General features: G+C 62.0%; 18 protein-coding genes. 5 read left to right on the top strand and 13 right to left on the bottom strand.

Features of this window, described 5'->3' with window-relative positions; translation table 11 throughout:
• Positions 1–4 precede the first annotated feature (4 nt).
• Positions 5–856 carry a division plane positioning ATPase MipZ gene (locus tag UP09_RS11935; RefSeq protein ID WP_044538359.1) on the bottom strand — a complete coding sequence of 284 codons (852 nt, stop codon included), beginning with the start codon at positions 854–856 and terminating at the stop codon, positions 5–7.
• 271 nt (positions 857–1,127) lie between these two features.
• Complete coding sequence (locus tag UP09_RS11930; protein WP_044538496.1) at positions 1,128–1,916, bottom strand: crotonase/enoyl-CoA hydratase family protein; 789 nt, start codon at positions 1,914–1,916, stop codon at positions 1,128–1,130.
• Positions 1,917–2,023: 107 nt separating this feature from the next.
• Here UP09_RS11930 and UP09_RS11925 point away from each other — a divergent pair, with 107 nt between their 5' ends.
• From UP09_RS11925 to UP09_RS11910, 4 genes are all read left to right on the top strand, one after another.
• Positions 2,024–2,593 (top strand): TetR/AcrR family transcriptional regulator, encoded by a 570-nt coding sequence (locus tag UP09_RS11925; protein WP_044538358.1) that lies wholly within the window; start codon positions 2,024–2,026, stop codon positions 2,591–2,593.
• A gap of 37 nt (positions 2,594–2,630) precedes the next feature.
• Positions 2,631–3,389: an SDR family NAD(P)-dependent oxidoreductase gene (locus tag UP09_RS11920; RefSeq protein WP_044538357.1), complete on the top strand. Its 759-nt coding sequence runs from the start codon at positions 2,631–2,633 to the stop codon at positions 3,387–3,389.
• Positions 3,390–3,478: 89 nt separating this feature from the next.
• Positions 3,479–4,402: a glutathione S-transferase family protein gene (locus tag UP09_RS11915; protein ID WP_044538356.1), complete on the top strand. Its 924-nt coding sequence runs from the start codon at positions 3,479–3,481 to the stop codon at positions 4,400–4,402.
• A 219-nt stretch (positions 4,403–4,621) separates the two neighbouring features.
• A complete protein-coding gene (locus UP09_RS11910) occupies positions 4,622–5,656 on the top strand; it encodes an LLM class flavin-dependent oxidoreductase (protein WP_044538355.1) in 1,035 nt (344 codons plus the stop codon).
• Here UP09_RS11910 and UP09_RS11905 read toward each other — a convergent pair whose 3' ends face one another.
• The 10 genes from UP09_RS11905 to UP09_RS11865 all read right to left on the bottom strand — a co-directional run bounded on the left by UP09_RS11905 (position 5,657) and on the right by UP09_RS11865 (position 19,007).
• The gene (locus UP09_RS11905) at positions 5,657–7,153 is read right to left on the bottom strand and encodes a sugar ABC transporter ATP-binding protein (protein WP_044538354.1); all 1,497 of its coding nucleotides are present in this window, start codon (positions 7,151–7,153) and stop codon (positions 5,657–5,659) included.
• On the bottom strand, positions 7,150–8,247 hold the full coding sequence (locus UP09_RS11900; protein WP_044538353.1) for an SMP-30/gluconolactonase/LRE family protein: 1,098 nt from the start codon (positions 8,245–8,247) through the stop codon (positions 7,150–7,152). The genes UP09_RS11905 and UP09_RS11900 overlap by 4 nt, the downstream gene beginning before the upstream one ends.
• Positions 8,244–10,367: an ABC transporter permease gene (locus UP09_RS11895; RefSeq protein WP_044538352.1), complete on the bottom strand. Its 2,124-nt coding sequence runs from the start codon at positions 10,365–10,367 to the stop codon at positions 8,244–8,246. The genes UP09_RS11900 and UP09_RS11895 overlap by 4 nt, the downstream gene beginning before the upstream one ends.
• Positions 10,368–10,437: 70 nt before the next feature.
• Positions 10,438–11,433, bottom strand: coding sequence for a sugar ABC transporter substrate-binding protein (locus UP09_RS11890; RefSeq protein ID WP_044538351.1), 996 nt, complete (start codon positions 11,431–11,433; stop codon positions 10,438–10,440).
• 44 nt (positions 11,434–11,477) lie between these two features.
• A complete protein-coding gene (locus tag UP09_RS11885; protein WP_044538350.1) occupies positions 11,478–12,449 on the bottom strand; it encodes an ABC transporter permease in 972 nt (323 codons plus the stop codon).
• Positions 12,446–13,222: a TetR/AcrR family transcriptional regulator gene (locus tag UP09_RS11880; RefSeq protein WP_044538349.1), complete on the bottom strand. Its 777-nt coding sequence runs from the start codon at positions 13,220–13,222 to the stop codon at positions 12,446–12,448. The genes UP09_RS11885 and UP09_RS11880 overlap by 4 nt, the downstream gene beginning before the upstream one ends.
• 976 nt (positions 13,223–14,198) lie before the next feature.
• Entirely contained in the window at positions 14,199–14,414 is a 216-nt protein-coding gene (locus UP09_RS38485; protein ID WP_044538348.1) for a hypothetical protein, read from the bottom strand.
• A complete protein-coding gene (locus UP09_RS38480) occupies positions 14,415–15,008 on the bottom strand; it encodes a thiamine pyrophosphate-dependent enzyme (protein ID WP_245301904.1) in 594 nt (197 codons plus the stop codon).
• A 102-nt stretch (positions 15,009–15,110) separates the two neighbouring features.
• The gene (locus tag UP09_RS38475; protein ID WP_245301902.1) at positions 15,111–16,121 is read right to left on the bottom strand and encodes a thiamine pyrophosphate-binding protein; all 1,011 of its coding nucleotides are present in this window, start codon (positions 16,119–16,121) and stop codon (positions 15,111–15,113) included.
• Between the two features lie 129 nt (positions 16,122–16,250).
• Entirely contained in the window at positions 16,251–19,007 is a 2,757-nt protein-coding gene (locus UP09_RS11865; RefSeq protein ID WP_052833068.1) for an ATP-binding protein, read from the bottom strand.
• Positions 19,008–19,229: 222 nt separating this feature from the next.
• On the opposite strand from UP09_RS11865, the gene UP09_RS11860 reads away from it, so the two are divergent.
• Complete coding sequence (locus UP09_RS11860) at positions 19,230–21,980, top strand: winged helix-turn-helix domain-containing protein (RefSeq protein ID WP_052833067.1); 2,751 nt, start codon at positions 19,230–19,232, stop codon at positions 21,978–21,980.
• Here the strand turns inward: UP09_RS11860 and UP09_RS11855 are convergent.
• Complete coding sequence (locus UP09_RS11855) at positions 21,942–24,851, bottom strand: ATP-binding protein (RefSeq protein WP_082070104.1); 2,910 nt, start codon at positions 24,849–24,851, stop codon at positions 21,942–21,944. The two genes, UP09_RS11860 and UP09_RS11855, sit on opposite strands and share 39 nt — an antisense overlap.
• Between the last annotated feature and the right edge of the window lie 40 nt (positions 24,852–24,891).

Below are 24,891 nucleotides of genomic sequence, written 5' to 3'. Positions count from 1 at the left end.
AGCCCTATGCGGCGTCGCGACCAGCCTCCGACGTGTCAGTTGGTCGCGCCACCAGATGACCGAGCATGATCGCCGTCATCAGCCGCTCCATCTCTAACCATGCGGTGACATGCGACATGGTCGGACGCGCGCCGCGCGCCAACTGGCTCGCATCGTCGATCGCGGTCAATCCGCGTGGATAGAACTCGCGGAAGATCACCCTTTCAGCCAATCCGTCGACCACGCGGAAATTCAGCGTCTTCGACAGTTCGCCGAGGGCGTCCCCGACCAGGCGCTTGTTGCGCGAGCCGAGCGTGGACAGCCGGTTGCGCAGCACCACCCAATCGAGCGCCGGCTGGTCGTGGGCGCTGCGCGTGCGCCGCGCCTCCTCCACCATCTTCGCGTAATGGCTGATGCCGGTAACCTTGAAGGACTCGGCGTCGACCGTGCCGAGCACATCGAAATCGAGGAAACTGTCGTTCAACGGCGTGATCAGCGTATTCGCCAGCGAGTGCGCGAACGTGTTCAGGTAAGTGTCGTGACCGGGACTGTCGATGACGACGAAGTCATGCGAACGGCTGAGCCGCTCGACGATCTCGGCAAGCGCGCTGCGCCCGAGCGTCTCGACCTCGCTGGTCCTGCCGCTCACCGTCTCGAAGCACATATGTGTCGGGACACCGAGTTCCAGCGAGGCTTCGTGCGCCCAATCCCGCCGGTTGTCGACGTAATGGGTGAGCGTCTTCTGCTTGTTGTCGAGATCGATGGTGGCGACGCGCTGACCGGCCTTGATCAGCGCGATGGCGACGTGCATGGCAATCGTCGACTTGCCTGATCCGCCCTTGTTGTTTCCTACGACAATTACACGTGCACTTGTCATGCGCTTCCCTACCGGACGCTTGAGTCAAAGCAGCTTGAATTGAATTCGGTAAGCGCGAATCTCCGTGATTCGACGGATATCGACAAGAGTCGTCGTGACACTGTCATGATATATCTCTGAAGGTTGCGACATCATTGTCACAGCTCGCCCTGTCGTTGTGCGCGGTAGCGTGACAAGACCCCTGTTCCGATGGAATCGGAACAGGGGTCTAGATTCTTGTTTTGACGCGTTTTGTTCACGCGAACCGGTATCCGCCTCGCTCGAAAACGCTCTAGCGCCCCTGGAACACGGCGGCGCGGCGTTCCACGAACGACTTGATGCCCTCGGCCGCATCGGCGGTGTTGAGCACGCGTTCACGGATCTGCGGGATGACCGCAATCGCCGCCTGCTCGCCGGCCTCGATGAACTTGCGGCCCGCCTCCTTGGTGACCTGGATGCCGAGCGGCGCGTTGCGCGCGATGATTTCGGCCAGCGCCATCGCGCGCTCGACCTGCTGTCCCGCCGGCACGATCTCCTGCACCAGGCCGATCCGATGCGCCTCAGCCGCCGAGAATTCGTCGCACAACAGCAGATGATACATCGCGTCGCCCCAGCCGGCCCGGCTGATGTAGCGGAAATGCGCGCCCGCGAGCGGCGCAATGCCGCGCTTCGCCTCCATCTGGCAGAACCGGCAGTCGTCCGCGGCGACCACGATGTCGCCGGCCAGCATCATCTCGATGCCCACCGTGAACACGACGCCCTGCACCGCGGTGACGATCGGCTTCCGGCACCGCTTCGCAAGTCCGAACGGATCGACATTGCCGTCCGGCAGCGGCTTGCGGGTCGCGGTCGGGCCGAAGAATTTCGGCATGTCGAGACCCGCGGTGAAATTGTCGCCGGCGGCGCAGAGCACGCCGACCCAGAGGCCATCATCGTTGTCGAGCAGCGTCAGCGCGTCGGACAGTTCCGCCATCATCTCCGGACTGAAGGCGTTCTTCTTGGCGGGATTGTCGATGACGATCTTCAGGATGTGGTCATGCCGTTCGTGACGGACCCGCCCTTCGCTCGCGCTGCCGGACATCGGTTCCTCCCATCTTTGTGACTGCTCATATTCTGGATGATGATTGTCATTCTGATAGATGATGATCATAATCCCGAAGCAGAGTCAATTTCCGAGGGTCACGCGAGATGGGTCATTCCCAGGCCGACAAGGCCAGGAGCCGCGAACGCATTTTGAACGAGGCCGCGACGGAGATCCGCGACAAAGGCCTCGATGCGCTCAGCATCGGCAGCCTGATGCAGCGGGTGAACCTCACCCATGGCGGCTTCTACGGGCACTTTGCCTCGCGTTCGGACCTGATCGCGGAAGCGCTCGAGCAGGCACTGGACGCCGGCGAAGCCGCCGCGCACGCCTCGCGCGATCCGGACAAGCCGGTCAGCGTGAATGCGATGGCCCGGAGCTATCTCAGCCGCACGCATCGCGACTCCCGCAAGTCCGGCTGCGCGATTGCCGCACTGATCTCGGATGTCGGCCGCGCCGATGAGCAACATCGGGCGGTGATGGAACCGCATATCGAGGCGTTCATCGCCAAGGTCGCGCGCGTGCTCGGCGATGAGGACGACGAACAGGCAATCATGGCGGTCAGCGCAATGATCGGTGCGCTCGCGATCTCGCGGGTCATCACCGACCAGAAGCGCTCCGATGCCGTGCTGCGTACGGTCCGCGACGGCATCGTCGCTATGGCATCAGATGAATGATTTTGCCCGCGACGCGGCCACGTTGATGGAGTGAGCAATGAACGATCGATCTGGTCTTGAGCCAAGCGCCGTGCAGGGAAGCGTATTGATCGCCGGCGTCGGTGCGTCGCATGGTCTCGGCGCCGCGATTGCGCGGCGCTTTGCCGCGGGCGGCTATCCCGTCGCGATTGCCGGCCGCAACGCCGAGAAGCTCGCAGTCACCGCGGCTGAACTTGCCGCTAATGGCGCGAAGGTCGTCCACATCGTCGGCGACGCCTCCACTGCCGCGGACACGGCCCGCTTCGTCGAAGCGGCACAAAAACTCGCGCCGCTGGCGATGGCCGTGCACAATGCGGGCTCCAACCGGCCCGCGCCGTTCCTGAAGGTGAGCGAGCAGCGCTTCGAGGAACATTGGCGCGAGCATGCGCTCGGCGGGTTCCATCTGGCACAGGCCGCAATTCCGGCGCTGCTCGCACGTGGCGGCGGCACGCTGGTGTTCACCGGCGCCAGCGGCTCGCTCCGCGGCAAGGCCAACTACGCGCCGTTCGCTTCGGCCAAGGCCGCGTTGCGGGCGCTGGCACAGAGCGTGGCGCGCGAATTCGGACCGCAGGGCATTCATGTCGGGCATGTCGTGGTCGATGGCGGCATCGAGGGCGATCGCCTGCTCAGTCTGCGCCCGCAATTGAAGGACGACCGCGGACCGGATGGCCTGCTCAATATCGCCGCCATCGCGGATGCCTATTGGGTGCTGCATCATCAGCATCGCAGCGCCTGGACCTTGGAGCTTGATTTGCGTCCATGGGCGGAGGCGTTCTGACGGCTCGCAGCGACGTGGATTTTGGGTCTGGACATGGGTTAGGCTGCGCGGCGCGGTCCCTGGAGCGCGCCCACAGCCCCGAGACACCCGTGTTGCAGCCGATCCCGATCCTGCATCATTTCGATGAGTCGCCCTTCTCCGAGAAGATCCGCATCATCTTCGGGTTCAAGAAGCTCGCCTGGAACTCGGTGCGGATCTCCCGCATCATGCCGCGGCCGGACCTGATGCCGATGACCGGCGGCTATCGGCGCACGCCGTCGATGCAGATCGGTGCCGACATCTATTGCGACACCCAGATCATCATCCGCGAGCTGGAGCGCCGATATCCGACGCCGACGCTGTTTCCCGGCGGCCATGCCGGCGTGCCGGCTGCGCTCGGCATGTGGACCGACCGCCCGTTCTTCCAGAGCACCGTCAATCTTGTGTTCGGCTTCATCGGCGACAAGGTACCGCGGGAGTTCATCGAGGACCGTGAGAAGCTCCGCGGCGCGAAATTCGACGTCGCCGCCATGACGGCGGCCCTGCCGCAGATGCGCGACCAATTCCGCGCCCATGTCGACTGGATCGAGGCGCAACTCGGCGACGGCCGGCGGTGGCTGCTTGGCGAGTTCAGTCTCGCCGACGTCAGCGCCTACATGAACGTGTGGTATGCGCGGCAAAGTCTCGCCACCATCGACGAGATCATCAGGCATTTTCCGCACGTCTCGGCGTGGGAAGCGCGCGTTCGCACCATCGGACATGGCACGCGCACCGAGATGTCGTCGGTCGACGCGCTCGAGATCGCGGCACGATCGACGCCGGACTCACCCAGCTTCGGCGACCCCGCGGATCCGAACGGCCGCAAGCCCGGCGACCGCGTCGGCGTGCTGCCCGATGACTACGGCAAGGTCCCGGTCCACGGTGAGATCGTCTCGCTGTCGGCGCAGCATATCGCGATCCGCCGGACCGACGCGCGCGCCGGCGAGGTCGTGGTGCACTTCCCGCGCGCCGGCTTTTTGGTCGTTCCGGACTGAGGACGGGTCGCCCCCGCCCCCATCCCGGAAGCCTGTGCGGAAACCCAGCGTTTCACGGCGCAGCCTTGTCCGGCCGCGAACGGCCATTATCTCGCTGATATCCCAACCGAAGCCTCAGCCGCGCGGGCTTGCGGACGTCGTGCCGCAGGCCGACTTCGCTACTCGCGCAGACTGGAGGCGCATGGCGCAGATTGCGCCACACCGACAACTGGATGACCGATGACGACCTCTCTCCAATTTGGGCTCGATACGTTCGGCGACGTCGCCAGGGACGCCGCCGGCGCGCCGCTGCCGCATGCGCAGGTGATCCGCAACGTGGTCGACGAGGCCGTGCTGGCCGACGAGCTCGGGATCGATTTCATCGGGCTCGGCGAACACCACCGGGCCGACTTCGCGATCTCCGCTCCCGAGGTCGTGCTGGCGGCAATCGCCGCGCGCACCCGGAACATCCGCCTCGGCTCGGCCGTCACCGTGCTGAGTTCGGACGATCCGATCCGGGTGTTCCAGCGCTTTGCCACGGTCGACGCCATCTCGAACGGCCGCGCCGAGGTGATCCTCGGCCGCGGCTCCTTCACCGAGTCGTTTCCGTTGTTCGGCTTTGATTTGCGCCAGTACAATGAGCTGTTCGAGGAGAAGCTCGACCTGTTCACCGAGCTCCTGAAGCAGCAGCCCGTCACCTGGCAGGGCAAGCTGCGCCCGCCGCTCAACGACCAATCGGTCTATCCACCGGTCGAGCACGGCAGGCTGAAGACCTGGATCGGCGTCGGCGGCAGCCCTGAATCGGTGGTGCGCGCGGCGCATTATGATCTGCCGCTGATGCTCGCCATCATCGGCGGCGATCCGAAGCGCTTTGCGCCTTATGTCGACCTGCACCAGCGCGCCTATCAGCAGATCGGCCGCGCGCCGCAGCCGATCGGCGTGCATTCGCCGGGCTATGTCGCCGAGACCGACGCCCAGGCGCGTAAGGAGCTGTGGCCCGATTACAAGGTGATGCGCGACCGCATCGGCAAGGAGCGCGGCTGGCCGCCGATGGGACGCGACGAGTTCGTGCAGGAGGCCGATCACGGCTCGCTCTATGTCGGCTCTCCGGAGACGATCGCGCGCAAGATCGCCGCGACCGTGAAGGCGCTCGGGCTGGCGCGCTTCCAGCTGAAATATTCGGCAGGTCCCCTGCCGCATGAGAAGCTGATGACGAGCATCGAGCTCTATGGCCGCAAGGTGGTGCCGATGGTTCGTGACTTGCTCGCCTCGTGATTAGTGGATCGCCGCATACATGATCTTCTCCTCGGTCACTTCGAGCGCGGAGAACTCCTCGACCACCTTGCCCTGGCGCGAGACGAGGATGCGGTCCGACAAAGCGAGAATCTCCGGCAGGTAGGATGATATGACCACAACGGCCTTGCCCTCATCGGCAAGGCGGTTGATCAATTCATGGATCTCGACAATCGCGCCGACGTCGACGCCGCGGGTGGGCTCATCGAAGATGATCAGCTCCGGCTCCTGGACCAGCGATTTGGCAATCACGACCTTCTGCTGGTTGCCGCCGGAGAGCTCGACCACTTTCACCTCGTCGCCGATCGCGCGCACCTTGAGGCGCTCGATCCAGGTCTTGCCGACCGCATTGGCTTCGCGTGGTGACAACAGCATCCGCCCTCCCGGGAACTTGGCCAGCAGGCCGAGATAGATGTTCCGCGCAATCGAGGCGGTCTCGAAGAAGCCCTCGACCTTGCGGTCCTCGGTGACGTAAGCGATGCCGGCCTTCACCGCCGGCGCCGGGACCCGATACCGCACCGGCTTGTCGTGCAGCAGGATTTCGCCGCCGTGAAAGAAATCCCGCTTCAACACGCCGGAGACGATCTTGAACGTTTCGGTGCGGCCGGCGCCGACGAGGCCGAACACGCCGGTGATCTGTCCGGCAAACACCGACAGCGAGTTGTTCTTCACCATCGGCGCCATCTTCAGGTTCTGCACCGTCAGAACCCGTGTACCGGCCGGCCGCACGCGGTCCTTGCGTGCGCCGTACAGCGTGTTGGAGAGATCGCGCCCGACCATCGCCTGGACGATCGCCGCGCGGTCGAATTTCGTCGCGTCATCGGTGACGACATGCTTGCCATCGCGCAGCACCGTGATCCGGTCGGCGAGCAACAGCGCCTCCTCGAGCGCATGCGAGATGAAGATGATCGAGACGCCACGCTTCTTCAAATCCCGAACCAGGTCGAAGAAGTATTTCTTCTCTTCCGGCGTGAGTGATGCCGTCGGTTCGTCGAAGATGATGACCTTGGCGCGGTGCAGAACCGCCCGCGCGATCTCCACCATCTGCTTCTTGGCTGCGCCGAGCGCGCCGACGGTCGCCGTCGGCGTCACGTCGAAATTGAGCGACTGCAGGAACTGCTGCGCGGAGATGTAGATGCCGCGCAGGCGGTTGTAGAATTTCTCCTGCCCGAGGAACAGATTCTGCGCCACGGTCATGGTGGGCACCAGGCTGTTCTCCTGGAACACCATGGCGATGCCGAGATTGCGCGCTTCCAGCGGCGTCTTCGGCGTGACTTCGGCGCCGTCGACCGTCATCTTTCCCGACGTCAGCGTCACGACACCGGCCATGATTTTGGTCAGCGTCGACTTGCCCGCGCCGTTCTCGCCGACGATCGCGTGGATCTCGCCGCGACGGAGGTCGAAGTCGACCTGCTCGATGGCAGGGACACCCGCATAGAGCTTGGTCGCCTTGCTCAGCGAAAGTATGATCTCGCTCATGCGCCGAACTCCTCGGTGAGCGTGGCCAGCGGCAGCCTCAGGACCCGCCCCGGCCCCTTGGCGATCATCACCAGATCGGGACCGGATTCGATCGCCGCGACGATGCCGTGATTGACGCCGTCGACGCGGCTGTGCAGCGAATACAGCGGCGCACCCTCCTCGTTCAGCCGGATCACGAGCCCATAGGAGCGCGGCGGCGCCCACGGCTTGATAACGCCCATTGTCTTGATGTGTGCGCCCTGCATCGGCTCCTTGAACGACAGACCAGAGCGCAGCCGCGGCGCCACCCAGTAATTGGGGTCGATCTCAGCCATCATGCGACGCCGAAAGGCCGGCTCGCGCAACACGAATTCGATAAGCTGGGTGCGCGCCGTGAACGCCGTCAGCCAATAGCCGCCACCCGAAGCCCTGGACAGCCGCGACGGATAGACCGGCAGACGGCCGAGCACGACCCGGCTCGACCCATCCGGCGCTATCAGCACCAGCCGATGCCGCCAGCTCTCGCTGACGAGGACGCCGTCGCTCGCGGCGCAGGCGCCAAACGCATAGCCGAGCTTTCCAGCGATCTGGGTCACGGTTCGGGTCTCGGGGTTGAGCCGATAGACCCGGCCGCTACTATTCAGCTCCATCAGGTCGCGCGCCCAATCGTCGACGCCGCAACTCGCCGAACCGTCCGTCGCGATCAGCGTGCCATCGGGCGCAAGCGTCAGCGCGTTGATGGCGCTGAAAGCGGGGTCGGCGATGGTCGCGCGCGGCTCGCCAGAGCTTGGGTCCGAATAAAGACGAACCTCGCGGCCTGCGAGCGCGACCCCCAGCCCGCCATCCGGCAAGGGGCAGAGCGCCGAGATCGGCTGGTCGAATGTGCGGAGCTCAGTCGCGGCACCACCATCGAGACGCAGCAGACGCCGTCCGTCGGCGAGATAAAGCCGTCCACTGATGGTTGCGAGATCTTCCGGCGCGTCGCACGAAAACAGCGTCTCGGCGGTTTCCAGCGTCTGGTTCGGCTTCAGCGCGCCATCGAACGACGGCACGGTGATGGTCGCTTCGCCGCGACCGAGAAAGCGGTTGGCGAACTCCCTGACGGCGGCGATCACGACAGCTTCCCCCACCGCTTGTCATACTGCACGAAGTTCGGATCGGCGCCGTCGAGCTTGTAGCGACCGATCCGATTGTTGGCGATGCCGCCGAGATAGAGATAGCCACGATGCTCGCGCATCGAGGTGATCATCGGATGATTGGCGCCGCGCAAGTCCCAGAACGATTCGAGGATCTTGCCCTGCTCGTTGAACTTGACGACACAGCCGGTGTTGATGTTCGGGAATAGCCACTCGTCGACCGGCACGCGCTTGGCCATGCGGCGGCGGAAGCCCGGCATCTTCCAGGCAAGATCGAGCGACGGGCTGCGCATGCCGACGAGGGCGAGCCAGTAGTTCCCGTCGGAGGCGAGGTTGATGTTGTCGGGGTAGCCCGGCAGATTGTCCATCACGATCTCGACCGTCCCCTTCTTCGGGCCTTCGAACCAGTAACGCTTGATCGAGCAGCCGAAGGTCTCGGCAAACAGGATCGACTGCCCGTCGCTGGCGACGCAGATGCCGTTGGGGAATTTGAGCCCGCGCAATGCCGTATGCGTGCTGCCGGTTTTGGTGTCGTAGCAGATGATGCGGCCGTTGCCGCGCGCCTCCAGGCCGTCGATCGGCCACTCGTCCATCTCGTAGCGTACGGTCGCCTCGGAGAAGAAGATCAGCCCGTCGTCAGTGATGTCGAGGTCGTCGGCGAGGCGTAGCCTGGAGTCGTCGTTGACCGAATGCAGGCTGCGGTTGGTCTCGTCGGTGGCCTTCTCAACCGTCCCGTCCGGCTTGATCCGGTACAGTCCCATTCCGCCGATGCAGACATAGAGATTGTCGTCGCGATCGAAGGCCATGCCGAGCGGCTGGCCGCCGATATGGGCGAACACCTCCATCGTCTCATAGTCCGGGGCGAGAAAACGCATGATGTCGCCGTGCCGCGAACCGGCATAGAGATTGTCGTGGCGGTCGAGGATGACGTCTTCCGGCGCTTCGATCCGCCCGAGCCCGATCAGGGTCACGTCGCGCAGCTTGTCGTTCTGCTCGAACGGTCCCCCCGCGCCGATCTCGGTCGCCGGCGGCGGCGGCAGCGCGTGATAGGTCGGCGCGACGTAGACCTTGCTGATGATGCGGGTGCGGTTCTTCTGCCAGCGGATATCGATCATCGCGGCGATCAGCAGGATTCCGGCGAGCGCCATGCGGTTGACGCCGCCGCGCGCATTCATTGTCGTCAGGCCGTTGGTGATGAGCAGGACAATCAGGACACCGACCAGCGATTTTGCGACCGACCCCTTGCCGCCGCCGAGGGTGATACCGCCGAGCACCGTCGCGGTCAGCACGATGACCTCGAGGCCGACGCCGATATCGCCGCCGACGGTGCCGAGCCGTGCCGCAAAGAACAGCGCGCCGATGCTGGTCAATACGCCGCTGGCGACATAGCAGAGCGCGATCGTGCGCCGGACCGGGATGCCGGAATTATAGGCCGAGCGGCGCGAGCCGCCGATCGCGGTGATGTGCCAGCCCGGGCGCAGCCGCGTCATGAAGATATGGCCGAAGATCGCGATGACGATGTAGACGAGCGCCACGCTTGGAATGCCGAAGACGTCGCCGCCGCCGATGAAGTTCCATGACGGAATGTCGGGAAATGCCGCGGCGATGGCGTTGGAGTAGCGCTGAATCAGAAGATCGAACGCCGAACGGTAGATGATCAGCGTGATCAGCGTGGTGATGAAGGCGCGCAGCCTGAGATAACCGATCAGGACGCCGTTGACGGCGCCGAGGAACGCTCCGAAGACGAGCGTGGCCGCGACCACGGCGGGAATCGGCCAGCCCAGCACGTCGAGGAGATAGAGCGCGCAGAAGTCGGTGAGAGCAAACATCGAACCGACAGACAGATCGATGCCGCCGACGATCACGACCAGCGCCATCCCGAGCCCGATGAAGCCGATCTCGCCGGCCTGGCGCGCGGTATCGGCGAGGCTCGCCGGTGACAGGAAGTGATCGATGGACCGGCTGAGCGCGAAGCCGATGATCAGGAGCAGGATGACCGGGATTGCGGTCTCCGTCCAACGCTTGGACAGGATCTCGCCGAGAAGATGATCGGGCCAGTAGCGGTAGCGCAGGCTCGTCAGGGTATCGCGCATCGGCATTCCATCGGCAGGTGTCGAATTCGGGAATTGACGTCCCGGGCGCACGGAGCCCGGGACGTCGAAGGCGAGACTATTTCTTCAGATCGCTGAGATTCCAGCAGGCCGTATCCGCGTTCTCCTTGCTGATCGGAATCAGCGTGGTATAGGCGGAGCCCTTGACCGAGCCGGCCTTGGCGCCCGACGACAACAGCCACTTGATCATCGCGGAGAGATCGGCGGCCTGGGTCGGCACGTCGTAGCTCATGTTGAGATCGAAGGCGCCGGACTTGACCAGTTCGCAGGCGCCCTTGCGCTCGCCGCCTCCAGACGTCGCAACGAACACCTTGCCGGTGAGGCCCGCTTCCTTCACCGCGGCCGCGGTGCCGATATCCATGCCGTCCCAGAAGCCGACTATGCCGCACAGATCGGGATTCTGCTTCAGCACGGTCTGCGTGATCGCCTTGGCCTTGGCAGCATCCCAGTCGGCGGCCTGGCTCGAAACCACCTTGATGTCGGGATGCTTGGCGAGGACGTTCTCGACGCCCTTCAGCGTGTAGGCGCTGGCGGCGGCCGACAGCGCGCCCTGCACGATGGCGATCTTGTTCGATTTGCCCTGACACGCCTTGACCACCGCTTCGGTGTCACGCTCGCCGATCTCGATCCAGTTGGCGCCGACGAAGGCAGAGCTGCGATAGGCCGATCCCATGTTGATCTGGATCACATAGATCCCTTCGTTCTCGGCACGCTGCAGCAGCTTGGCGTAGGTCTGCACGTCGGGATTGTGGATCACCATCACCGCCGGCTTCTCTGAGATCAGCGACGTCACCGCCTGCGCGCCGGCATTGGTGTTCCAGTTGGGATCGCGGATCTCGAACTTGACGCCGTAAGGCTCGAGCTCCTTCTTCATGCCGGCGTACCAGCCCTCGGTCAGGTCGAAGTTCATCGCGACCGGGACGTAGGCCACCACCTTGCCGGCCAGCGCTTCCTTGAACGGCTTCTGGAACGGCTCGTCGAGGCCCTGCTGCGCCAGCGCCGGAACGGTCATTGCCGCCATTCCGAGCGCCGCGATCATCACTCGTCCTATCATTGCTTCCTCCTTGGTTATGTTGGTTATGGTTATGTCTGGTCGTGCTAGATATCGCCCTGTTGTGCGGTTTCCTCGTTGCGCGGGTTCAGGAATGAATCGGTGATGACGGCGAGCAGCAGGACCACGCCCTTGATGAGATTCTGCCCGGCGTAGGAGATATCCAGGATCGTCATGCCGTTGAGCATGGTGCCGATCAGCAGCGTACCGATGATGACGTTGAGGACGCCGCCGCGGCCGCCCGATAGCCCGATGCCGCCGAGCACGACGACGAGGATGACGTCATAGATCAGCGTCGAGTTGAAGACGCGGGTCGGCATCGAATTAACCGACGCCGCCATCACCAGGCCGGCGAAGCAGCCGATCAGCGCCGTCACGACATATTGCAGCACCACGATGGGGCGCGACGGAATGCCGGTGGCGCGCGCGGCATAAGGATTGTCGCCGATCGCATAGATGTAGGCGCCCCACCGCGTCCGGCGCAGCAGGAACGCCACGATGACACAGGCGATGGCGAACATGATGATCGGGGTCGGAATGCCCAGAATGACGCCCTGCCCGAGCCGCTCGAAGCCATCCATGCCCGGGCTCCATTGCACGACGTCGAGCTGAAACAGCGCCGTCTGGCCGAGCCCGGCCAGCAGCAAACCGGTGGCGAGCGTCGCAAACAGCGACGGCACTTCGGCGTAGGCAATCAGCCAGCCATTGACGAGGCCGAAGGCGATCGCAAGCAACAGCGCCGCGATCAGCGACGTCGGCAGCGAATGCCCGTTCTGCACCATCTGCAGCACGAGGCCCGGCGGAACGGCGAGCGCCGCGATCAGGGAGATATCGATGCCGCGGCCGATCACGACGATCGCCATGGCAAGGCCGAGAATCCCGAGCACCGCCACGTTCTGCAGCAGGGTCAGCATGTTCTCCGGCGTCAGGAAGCCGCGCAGGAAGATCGAGAACGTCAGGAACAGGACGGCAAAGACCGCGAAGACGACCTCCTGCTGGCTGAATCGAAAGCGCTTCATTGTCTCGTCCTTCTTCCGGGCCGTTCCCGCGCCGCTTGCCTTGTCCGCGACCGCGCGCCGCTCGCCGCAGGAGCTCCGGGACGCACATTTTTCGACAGGGCGGCGCCGACAAATGCCCCGACCGCATCGATGTAGCTGTCGATCGATGTGCCGCGCCGGCGGTACTTGGCGCGTTTGACGTACCAGTCCTGAAGCAGCGGCTTGATCAGCGACGCGCTGAGCGTGATTTCGTCGGTCGCGAAGCTGCCGCTCGCGACCCCCTGCCTGATGACATCGGCGATGATCTTCTCGGTCGTCACTTCCATGTCGACCGCGCGCTGGCGTTCCGCCGGCGGAAACGATTTCGCCTCCATGAAGGCGAAGACGAACCAGGGCTGCATCGCTTCGCTCATCCGGATGTGGGTCGCGATCACCCAATCGAGATGCTTGCGGGCATCCGTCTTCACCTCGTCGGGTGGCGCGGTGAGCACCTCGACCGCCGTGGCCGCGACTTCGCCGAGGATCATCGAGAGCAGCGTCGGCTTGCTGTCGAAGTAGGTGTAAAGGCCGCCCATGCTGAGGCCGGAGGCCTCGGCGAGTTGCCGCAGGGTGGTGGCGTGAAAGCCCTGCTTGTTGGAAAGGGCCAATGTGGCGCTGATGATGCGCGCGAGATTCGCGACGGCAAGCCGGGTTTTCTGGACGCGGACGGAATCCCGATGGCGCTCGAGGATGCGTGCGCAAAGCACCTCCGTCGAGAACGCGTTCGGCCACGGCGCTTGTCGCGCGAGGTCCACGTCGCCTCCCAATTTTTCTCCGGACACTCGTTGGTGTCCGGGTTCGGGCTGATGCGCCCGTTGTCTCACTCTTAGCCCAGGGATCGCCCGCGAGAGAAGAGGGAACCGGAGCTTTTCCGAGCAAGCGCTCGCTTTTTTTCTGCGACCAGCAGTTGCAATCGATTGATGTCCCTGCCCCAGGCTGGCTCCGCTGCGGCGACGTCCTGCCGGCGTCGCCGACCCTGTCGCTTCGCGATAAGTACGTTTGGAGTGTTCGTCCCACCGGCTCGGCGGGGCGAGCGATCTTCGGGGCCTTCCCAGTAAAGAGAAGAAAATTCTCCAAACGCGGCACGGGATGGCTGGCGACGCAGTGCTGATCGCACCCGTCTCCGGCCAAATTCCCTGCGAACAGGGAATTTTTCAGGGAATTTCGAACCATTCGCCCCCTGAGGAGGCCTCTGCCCTGTGAGAAGCGCCCGGGCCACGGCGACTTCTTTCAAGATTCCCTACTGAACCGAACAGGGAAAGTATTGCTGTGAGTAGGGAATCTTGACGCATTGATCAGGGAAAATCCTATGGAAAGACAGCCGTCCGTCTTCGCTCGCACGCGGAAATAGTTTCGCGCTGAACAGAGCGCGCTCCCTCCGAGCCGAGGTCCCGTCCCTCGCGAGCAACTCAAAAATCCATATGCGCCGAAGCCGCGCCCGCGAAGCGTGTTCTACTGGCTAACGACGACCTCAATCAGGCGCGGCCCCCGACGCTTCATCGCGCTCGCGACAGCCCGGATCATCTGCAGACATGATCCGCGGGTTTTCAGAGGCACTCTGCCCGTCAAACCGGACATCCGTCGGGACGCATAGTATGTCCGAATGGGGCAATTCCGGTACTGCGGAGACAGCGTCCATTATCGAGCACTCGCAAGATTGAGTGGCGCCAACAGTAGGTTACCGTTGGAACCCAAATTCGAAGTGAGACAACCCACAAGTCGTTTCGTCGCTCAGACGAATGCACTCAACCCGGTGATCGACTTGCCGACGATCAGGGTATTCATCTCTCTAGTGCCCTCGTAGGAGTAAATCGCCTCGGCGTCGGCGACGAACCGGCCGATGTGGTTTTCGAGCAGGATGCAAGCGCCCACTCGATAACCGTAAAATATCCAGCTACGGGCCCGCCGATAGCTGCCGCTGCCCTCACTGGGATAGCCGAGCCTCATTTAGAGGAAATTCTCCTTGACCATCTCCCAGACATCGCCTCCCCGGCCATGCAAAATGGCGCGAGTCGAATAAAGCGCCATTCCGATCGCCGGCTCTACCTGCGTGAATGGCGGCATGACGAGTTGCATCGGGTTGACGTGCACGTGCAAAAGCGCCGGCCCCGGTTGCGCCAGCCAGTCCGTCACAGCCGCTTCGAGCTGGTCCGCGTCCGAAACCGTCTGGCCCCAGAGACCCAATGCGCGCGCGACCCCTGCAAAGTTCGGGTTCTTCAACTTCGTGAAGGTATCGAGCATCCCCTCGGCCTTTTGCTCGATCTCCACAAAGCCGAGCTTGCCGTTGTCATAGACAGCAATCTTGATGGGCAGCTCCTGTCCGACGACCGTCATCAGGTCTCCGAACAACATCGAAATTCCACCATCGCCTGCCAAGCACACGACTTGTCGCCCAGGTTCCGCCTTCTGGAGCCCAATGGCTCCCGGCATGCCGTTGGCCATCGATCCATGCAGCAGACTCGCGAAAATGCGGCGCTGACCGTTCGCGTCGATATGGCGGTAGGCCCAGGCGGCCGGGGTACCGTCGTCGGCCGTGAACAACGCATCCTTCGCCGCGTGGCGGTTGATGACCTTTGTTAGATAGCTTCCGGGAATACTGCCATCATGGCCGGCAGCGACTTTAGCCTGTTCGGACTCCCGATACTAACGCTTGACGTAGGCGCTCCGGAACGAGGCATCGGTGCGCTCAACCAGCATCGGCAGCAACGCCTCCATCGTCGCCTTCACATCGCCGACAACGCCCTTCGTGATCGGATGGCGTCGCCCAAGATGAGTCGGGTCGATATCGACTTGCACGATCTTTGCCTTGTTCGGGTAAAACTGCCGCCAGGCAAAGTCCGCGCCCAGCATCAGTAACGCATCGCAGTCCAGCAAGGCATGGTAGCCGGCCTCATTGCCGAGCATTCCGGTCATTCCGATGTTGTATGGATTGTCATATTCGAGGAAGTCCTTTGCCCGCGACGTATGCGCGATCGGCGCCTTCAGCTTGTTGGCAACCGCGAGAATCTCCTGATGCGCGCCCTGGCAGCCCGACCCGCCGTACAGCACGACATTTTCGCTTCCATTGAGAATTTCTGCGATCTCGGCGAGATCAGCGTCGTTCGGCCGCGTCACGGGCCTGGCGACATGCACCGCGTAGGGGATGTTATCATCCACCACCGAGGCGGAGATATCCGCCGGCACAATCAGGACGGCAACACCGCGTTTCGCCAGGGCGGTTTGGCAGGCGATCACGGTCTTGCGGCGTGCCTGCTCTGGCGTATGGATCATGTCGCAGAAGACGCTGCAGTCCCTGTAGACCTGCTTGAAGTCGACCTCCTGGATGAAATCGAAGCCCAATTCGTCGCGAATGATCTGACTGGCGATCAGGATGACGGGCGCACGGTTGCGATTGGCCTCGTATATCCCGTTGATGAAATGCAGGCTTCCGGGGCCGCAGCTCCCCGCAACTGCCGTCAGGCGATCCGCGACCTGCGCTTCCGCCTGCGCGGCAAATGCTCCGACCTCTTCGTGTCTCATCGACACCCACTCGATTTCGCTTTTTTCGAGCGAGCGCGCGATCAGGTTGAGCGTGTCGCCCACGATCCCGTAACAATGCTTGACGCCTGCACTCTGCAGGACTTCGACAATGATGTCCGCAACCAGTCTGCCCATTGCATTCAAACCCTGCTGTGGCCAATCCTGCCACAATTTGCACCCAACCGCGGACGTGGGGCTTGTATGGGAATGCGGGAATTTGAATCCGCCTGCGTAGACGGCGTACAGTCATCGAACGCGTCCACTTTAGCCGACGGCCGTGGTGCCGGATTGGAGCTTGTTGAGGATTTGCAGGGCGCGCTTGTGATCGCGAGATAGTATCCCGGCTGGTGTTCGATCAAGAGCCGCGCGGAGATGCTTGTAGGCTTCAGGCACACGCCCCTGTTTCAGCAATAGCTCCGCGAGGTCCGTCGCAGCCTTCAGCTCAAACAAGGGAGCGGACTGACCTCTTGCCCACTCGATCGATGACAACAGGCTTCTTTCTGCTTCGGGATAGTCCTCGGCCGACCTGGATGCCAGGATGAGGCCTTTCGCGTTCATCAGGTCGGGCACGTTCAGGAGTTTTCCGCCCCGTTGCTGGAAATCAAGGGCATTCACCACCAGCGTCAACGCCTCCTCGTGCTGGCCAGAAGCAGCAAGACCTTCGGCGAGATCGCCGACAAAACCCATATTCAGCATTTCATCACCTTGAGCCTCAAGCTCTTCCGACGACCTCTTCAGCAACGGAATGCCATCGCGAACGTTGCTCTGAAGAAGAAACCACTTGCCTCGCAAGCCGGTTGCAATCGCATGGTATATCTTCAGGGAGTGAGTTGCGGAAAGGTCGGTCAATTGCGCGATGTAGTGCTCCGACCTCTGCCAATCATCCAGCGCCAGATAGACGGGGAGGAGCAGGATCAGGCATCGGCCCAATATCGATGGAAGACCGGATTTTTCTCCTTCCTCTATCGCGAGCCGTGCGTAGTCCAATGATTGATCGAGTATCCCCCTGTAAAACAGGGAGCGCGTCATGCCGACAAGCAAGGCGCTGGCGGGATGAAACAATTGGTGTCCAGCGCGCAGGCGCGAGCCGGGTGTTAAGCGGCGCAGGCCGGCTTCGAAATGTCCCTGTGCAACAGAATGCTTTCCCGCCAAATGATTGGCGTATCCCAGCATCGACTCAACGTGTGCCATGCCGTCGGGATCTTGGGCTTTCAAAGCCACTTTTTGGCTTCGCGTCGCGACATCGAGCGCGAGGTGAGTGTCGGATGTCCAACTCGAGGACATGAACAGTCCGGTCAAAAGCATGAGCTCGCGCGCAAGGTCCTCGCGGGCGTTTTTATGCTGATTTCCCAGCCGGGCTAACGCCCGCTCGGCCCATGCCTGCCATTCGATCAATAGCCCCAGATCCATAAATAGCGGCGCTGAAGCGGCCGCAAATCTTGTCGCGATCTCGTCGTTGCCGTGCGATCCGAAACTCCATTCCAGCGCCGACCGGACATTGCTGAGTTGCCAGGAATAGGCCGCAACTCTTTCAGCCCTTGTTCGAGCCGATAGCTTCTCCTTTTGTGATTCGAGCTGCTGGATCACGTATTCCGCATGCCGCCGGGAGATCGGATCGAACTCGTTATGCTCCTCCAGTTTTTCGAGCGCGTACGCCCTGGTCGTGTCCAGCAACCGATACTGCGGCTGCGCTTCATCGATCCGGGTTACAATCAATGACTTCTCAGCCAGGCCGGCGATCGCGTCAAATATTTCTCCGTCAACTCCGCCGACTTCACCTGCGACAGACCGCGCACCCTCTAGGGTGAAATGGCCGACGAAAGGAGCGATCCGTCGAAGGACAATCCTCTCTGCGTCGGACAACAGATCGTAGCTCCAATCCAAGGTCGCCTTGAGGGTCCGATGTCTGGAAACGGTGGTGCGATGGCTTAGTTTCAGCAATTCCAGCCGGGACACCAGGCGGGAAGCTGTGTTTTTGAGGCCGAGGGCCGCCACCTGGCCCGCTGCCAGCTCAATTGCCAGCGGTATGCCATCGAGCTTTCGGCATATTTCCGCGACAAGCGGCGCCTCCTCGTCGGTGAGAACGACGCTTCCCGCCCTCGCCGCGACGCGCCGTACGAACAACTGTGCCGCCGGATATCGAAGCACGGCATGTGCCGTCTGCTCCGAGCCGTCTGGTGGAACATCAAGGGGAAGGACCCGGCAACAATGCTCGCCCTCTACTTTCAGCAATTCGCGACTCGTCGCGAGGAGATAGACCTGCTCCGTTTCCTGGTAGAGTTGCTCGGCAAGCAACGCGACGGTCTCGATCACGTGCTCACAGCTATCGAGAATGATAAGAAGCTTTTGCGAACGAACGCGGTCGACCAGCTGTAGATCGGGATCTTTCGATTTGAGTGCAAATCCCAGGGATGTCGCGACAGCCTCCGTGACATGATGCCGATCGGTCACGCTTCCGAGATCAACAAAATAGACGTCCCCGCCAAACTCCTCGGCTGCGGCACGGCCAACAACCAGGGCAATGGTCGTCTTGCCGATGCCGCCGGGGCCTAGCAGTGTTACAAACCGCTCATCCAGGAGCTTGTTGCTAACCTCGCTGACGAACGCTTCACGCCCGACCATCACAACCGGCCGCACCGGGAGCCTGCCTTGGTGTCGGGGCTTGTCCTTCCTGCTTTCCGTGCCGCCATCGAGGGCGACAACGGTGCCGACGAATGAGTAGCCTCGTCCCTTGACGTTGGCGATGTATCGGTTGCCAAACTGGCCGTCACCAAGGGCCTTGCGGATCGCGGCCACGTGGACCCGGATGCTCCCCTCCTCGACGGTCACGTCCGGCCAGACGTGATCGATCAGTTCCTGCTTTGCGATCACCTCACCCGGACGCCCGGCAAGATAGATCAGGATCTCAAGGGCCCTGCTGCCAAGGGGCAACACCACACCGTCGCGCCGCAGTACCCTCTCCTTGCTCGAAAGCTCAAAGGGGCCAAACTGCAGTTTTCTTTGGGAATCATCGTCAACCATGGCTCTTGGCCTGGACCTGGTTCGCTTGTCCGGGTGGTCAATTATTCGTGAGAAACCCAAGCGTGCGTTCCTGGTGGACATAAGCTTGCTTCGGCTCTCTGCGGGTAGCTTCGCCCAAATGACGCCCGGCGCTTCCCTCACGCCAACAGAGATCGTACACTTTCGTTACGGGGGGTACCCCCCGAATGGGGGAAGAACTCCCGGCGATAAAGGGGGGAGCCCTTGATCGAGCCGCAATCGGGCAATCTTGCGATGGGAACGGCTTGTTTGCCTGCCAGTGGACAGCTGCCATTCCTCGCGACCAAGATCTTGCCCGCACGGTTCGGTGGGCTGGTCGCACGTCCCCGGCTTGCCGCAATCTTGTCCGAACTCCCGGCCAAGCGACTTGCCGTCATCAAGGCGCCGGCGGGATTCGGCAAGAGCTCGCTGGCGGCAGCTTGCGCCGAGCAGCTCGAGCAAGACGGCAACTGTGTCGGGTGGCTGACCATCGATTCAGACGACGACGAGGCCACGCGATTTCTATTTTACGTATCTCAGGCCCTGCACCATGCCTGTCCGGAGGTTGGCGCCGGCGCGATTGGGTTGATCCTCGAGAACAACCTGATCGACCCGACAGTGATCCTGTCGAGCCTGATCAACGATCTGGCCGAGATAGATGATGATGTGTACCTGTTTCTCGAAGACTATCACTGGCTCAGCGCTTCTCGCATCCATCAGACGGTCGCGTATTTTCTGAAGCACGCACCGTCGCACTGTCATGTGGTGCTTACGACGCGTACCGAACCTCCCCTGTCACTCGCGACCCTGCGAGCCCAGAATCAGCTGGTCGAGATTGATTCCGCAGCCCTGCGATTCGACATGCACGAGACACAGGCGTTTCTGGATCTCGTCAGGCCCGGCGTGCTCGAGTTCCCCGACATCCAACTCCTGCACCGCAAGACTGAAGGTTGGCCCGCCGCCCTGCGAATTGTTGCGTCCATGCCCTCACGGTTCGGATTGGCCTTCAAGGAGTACGTACAAAGTCTCTCAGGATCGCAGCGTCCAATCGCAGCGTATTTGTCGGAGATGCTGGATACGCTTCCCGTCGAAATGGTCGACTTCATGCTACGAACGGCTATTCTTGATCGGCTCTCCGGTCCGCTATGCGAGGCCGTAACCGGTTCGGGCTCGGGCCGCACGATCCTGGCATCGCTCGCCGAGCGCCAAATGCTGCTCACGCCGCTCGACAATGACGGTGCGTGGTTTCGCTATCACACGCTGCTCGCCGAATATTTGAGACAGCGGCTGAAGGCGGACCGCGGCATTGCAGTTCCCGAGCTGCACGGACGTGCCGCTCGTTGGTATGCCTCCCACGAATTGTGGACTGAGGCAGTTCAGCACGCGATTGCAGCCGGCGATTCCGACCGTGCGATCGGCTGGATCAACAATTGCGCAATGGCCCTGATAAAGCGTGGCGATCTCTTCACGTTGCTCGAATGGCAGCGTCAGTTTCCGGACGAACTGCTGCGGGGTCAGCCCGAGGTCAGGTTGGCGATCGCCTGGGGATTGGCGCTCGCGCTACGTTCCGATGAGGCCCTGCAGCTCGCAACTGAAATTGAGAACGATATCGCTGCTGCGCAGCTGCCGGAGAACGATTTGCTGTGCGCATGCCAGGCAATCCGCTCCGTTGCTATCGCGCTGACGGATGACAGCGAGCGGGCGCTGCCTCTGGCACAGGATTGCGTGAACCGTTCATCGGATCCCTGGACCGCGAATGTTGCCTCAAACGTCGTTCGCTTCGGCCACATGCAAGCCGGTGACCTCAAGCAGTTCCATGCGACGCCCTGGATGCCCTATTCGCCGGAGGAAGACCGGAGAAACGTGTTCGCATCGGTATATCGGCGCTGCCTTCAAGGTGTCGCAGAGGTCCGGCAGCTACGTCTCACCGCGGCGGAGGCTCATTACCGTGAGGGGTTGCGAATCGCGGAGCAATATGTCGGCCCGCACTCGGTGGCAGCGGCCTTGCCTACCAGTCTGATTGCACGGATTTTGTACGAGCAGGGCCAGCTGAACGAGGCAGAAAGTTTGGTGATCGATCGCGCATCGCTGATCAACTCCGGGACAATGCTCGACTGCGTTCGCAGCGCCTATTTCGTGATGGCCAGAGTCGCGGCTGCCCGGATGAACCTCGAACGTGCCCACACGCTGCTGGAGCGGGCTGAAAGCCATGGCATCTCACGGGATTGGGGACGGCTGACGGCAGCTGCAACAGCAGAACGAGCGCGGCTTTATCTTAACGAAGGCCGCGTGGATGAAGGCGCCGCATGCATCGATCGCCTGGAGCAACTTGCAAGAAAGTACCCTGCGCCCAGGCTCTGTGCCTGGTCGGAAATTCAATGGGACCATAAACTGGCTCGCGCTCATTTGCTGGGGCAACGGGAGCGTCCTGAGGAAGCAATGTCAATACTGCGGGAGCTACAGCGCGAAACCGAAGCGGCCCACCATCGCTACTTCCTGATCCGAGTTGAGATTCTAATCTCGGCCCTTCAGCTACGCCTCGGCAAAGCCACGGAGGCAACGAACCGGTTTCGCCGCATTCTTGCTGCCTGCGCAGGCGGGGGTCTCTATCAGATCATTTTGGACGCGGGTTCGGTCACTTCCGACCTCGTCCAGATGGTCCAGCAGAGCGGCAGCATCAGCACGCAATTAATGTCTTACGTTGATCGGCTCCTGTCCGATTCCCAAAGGGCGCAGCAAGATCGCCTGGTACCGACCTTCAGGAGCCCGGCTTTGCACGCATTGAGTCCTCGCGAGACTGACATTCTCACGCTGATCGCGGAAGGCCAGTCCAACAAGGAAATCGCCCGAAGCCTTTATATCGGTCCTGAAACCGTGAAGTCGCACCTCAAGAGCGTTTTCACCAAGCTGGGTGTGGAGCGGCGCGCGCAAGCCGTATCACGCGCGCAGACCCTGGGCCTTGTCACCACGCAGTGAAGCATCGTTCGGAGCGCTGGTCTGTTCGAGGAGTTGCCTCGCCAAGACAAGATCGGGTGTTGTGAGACCTTCGATAAATCGACCGTAGACAGGGTTGATGAGATCATGGGCTCTTCGGATTTGACCCCGACCAATCCAAAGCTGCGCGAGTTCCAAGCCTGCCCGCAGCTCGAACGATAGCGCGGATTGTTGCCCGGCCAGGGTCATCGCTTCCTTGAAGCACTCCAGAGCGAGGTCACTCTGCCGGGCTTCCCCGCACATAAGCGCCATGCCTTTCGCCAAAAAGAGGGCCGGAAGGTGAAGAGGCCTCTTCGAGCTCAGCTGGGTTGCGATCGAATCATCGATGAGAGCCAACGCTTGCCTGCGCTCGTTTTGCTTCGCCAGACTGACCGCCAACTCGGAGACAAAATCTGTTACAAGCATCTCGTATCGCAGGCTTCGTAGCTTCTCCAAGCTATCTTGCAGGTGACGTATGCCATCCCTTGTCTGGCCGATGTGAATCAAATGCCGTCCCCTCAGGCCAATGGCGACCGCGCGAAATGGCTCCAACGAATATTTCTCCGCGGTCAGCTCAAGCTCAGAGAGGCTGCTCTCGATCTCTCCCAATTGACCGATCCAGAAGTGGAACGGCATCGTCAGAATAAGTGCCCGACACAGCGCGATCGGATGGTTCGATCTCCGGGCCTCCTCGATGGTTCCTTCAGCATAAGCGGCGGCCCGATCAAGATTGCCGGCGAACCAATGGGATCGGGTAAGGTTGAACAGCGATGTGGTACGCAGATCAAACAGATATTGAGTTGCGTTGAACCGTGGGGAAGTCTGCGACCTGTGGAGAGCCCGTTCGAGGTGCTTTGGAGCGCGGACGTGGTCGGCGAGCATGTAGTACGCGGCTCCCAGCATCGCATCCGCAAGGGCTGCATCATCCCGGTTTCCCGTCTTCTTCGCGACAGACTCGGCGCGCAGCGCAACTTCGAGGCTACCAGCCGCGTCGATTGTACGATGAAGATACATCGATAGCCCGCTGAGGAGCCGCAATTGATGGTAGGTATCTTCAAGCCGCTCTGCCAACGTCAGCGCCGTATTGAAGGCCTCGCGAACCCTTTCACTGTTTCCGGCCGTGAACATCAACGACAATGCGAGCGAAGCAAGGATTTCCATCTGGTCCCGCGGATCACAGTCCGCAGCCATCCGATCGATCGCTCTCTCCATCCACTTTCTGCATTCCAAAAGATCCGACATGGCCAGCAGCGACTGCGAAGCTGCGGCCGCCAATCTTATGGCTTTAAGGTCGTCTCCATTGGGACCAAAGCTCCATTCAAGCGCGGCACGGATATTTCCAAGATCGTCTCGCACGGCGTTGGTTGCGGCTTCCGTGGACTCCAGATCGAAGAGATTGACCGGGTTGCTTTCCAGCATTTGGATCGAGAAGCTCGCGTGTCGTTCGGCGATCGAATCTTGCTCGCCGCTGACGGCCAACTTCTCCAACGCATAGGCGCGTGTCGTATCCAGCAGTTGGTGACACGGCCCCCGCAAGCCGGTCCAAACCCAGATGAGAGATTTATTGACGAGACTTCCCAGCGCCTTCGTGATCTCGGACCCGTCCATCCCCGCTTCCGCCGCGACCGCGAGCGCCGCCTCCAGCGTGAAATGCCCGACGAAAATTGCGACCCGTCGCAAGAGGACTCGCTCGATCTCCGAAAGATGGTCGTAGCTCCAGTCCAGCGTTGCGATCAGCGTCTGATGCCGCGGATTGGCCGTTCGCCGGCCGAACTTCAAGAGATCGAGCCGCGAACCCAGTCTGGCCACCGTACTCCCAATGCCGAAGACAGCGGCCCTGCCGGCGGCAAGCTCGATGGCGAGAGGAATGCCGTCAAGCTTGCGGCAAAGCTCGGCAACCATGGGAGCTTCGTCGTCCCGAAGCGAGAACTCACCGCGGCGAGCACTGACACGCTCGGCAAACAACCGTGCGGCCGGATAGGCAATCACCTCCGACGCCGTCAACCCCGGCTGTTCCGGCGGGCATTCCAGTGGACAAAGATGAAGCACGTGTTCGCCAGAAACGTGCAATGCCTCCCTGCTAGTCGCAAGGATGTAGATCCCGGGGGCATTTTGAAGAATATGGCCGGCGATCTCCGCGGTTTTCTCGATCAGACGCTCGCAACTATCGAGAATGACGAGCGCCCTGCGAGGGCGCAGATGATTGAGCAGCGCCTCCTTTGGATAGCCTAACTGCGGGCCGAGCCCGACCGCGGAAGCAATCGCCCCGATGAGATGCTCCTGGTCGTTTACGGTGGCAAGATCGGCAAAGAATGCCGCGCCGGAGAAATCGGCCAGCGCCCCGTGTCCGACTGACAGGGCAACCGTCGTCTTGCCGATACCGCCGGCACCCAGAATTGTAATCAGGCGCTGTCCGGCCCGGAGCAAACCTTGAATCTCAAGAACAACATTGTTGCGACCGACCATGCGGCCCAATGCGGGCGGCAGGCTGGACATTCCCGCGGATGCATTGCCCCTGTCATGGTTCACGGGAAGGTGAGCGACCGGCGCGATGAAGCTGTAGCCTTGGCCCGGTATGCTCGCAATGTACTTGTTACCGAACTGACCATCGCCCAGCGCCTTGCGCAGCGCCGACAGATGGACGCGAAGACTGCCTTCCTCGACCGTTACGTCGGGCCATGCCCGCGCGATCAGTTCGGCTTTTCGGACAACCTCACCGGCGTTTTCAAGAAGCGCAATCAGGATGTCGTAGGCCCTGCCACCGAGCGGAATGACCTGGTTCGCCTTCCTGAGGGAACGCTCGGCGACGTTGAGTTCGAATGGGCCAAAACCGAGCCGCATTGCACCGGGGGAGCCAATTTGTCGAATCGACATGAGTTATTCCGCCAAGCCCGCCGACGGTCCGGTCGTTGCA

Source organism: Bradyrhizobium sp. LTSP885, assembly GCF_000938305.1.
GTDB lineage: Bacteria > Pseudomonadota > Alphaproteobacteria > Rhizobiales > Xanthobacteraceae > Bradyrhizobium.
Note: the sequence above shows the minus strand (reverse complement) of the source record. Positions and strands in the feature narration are given on the sequence as shown.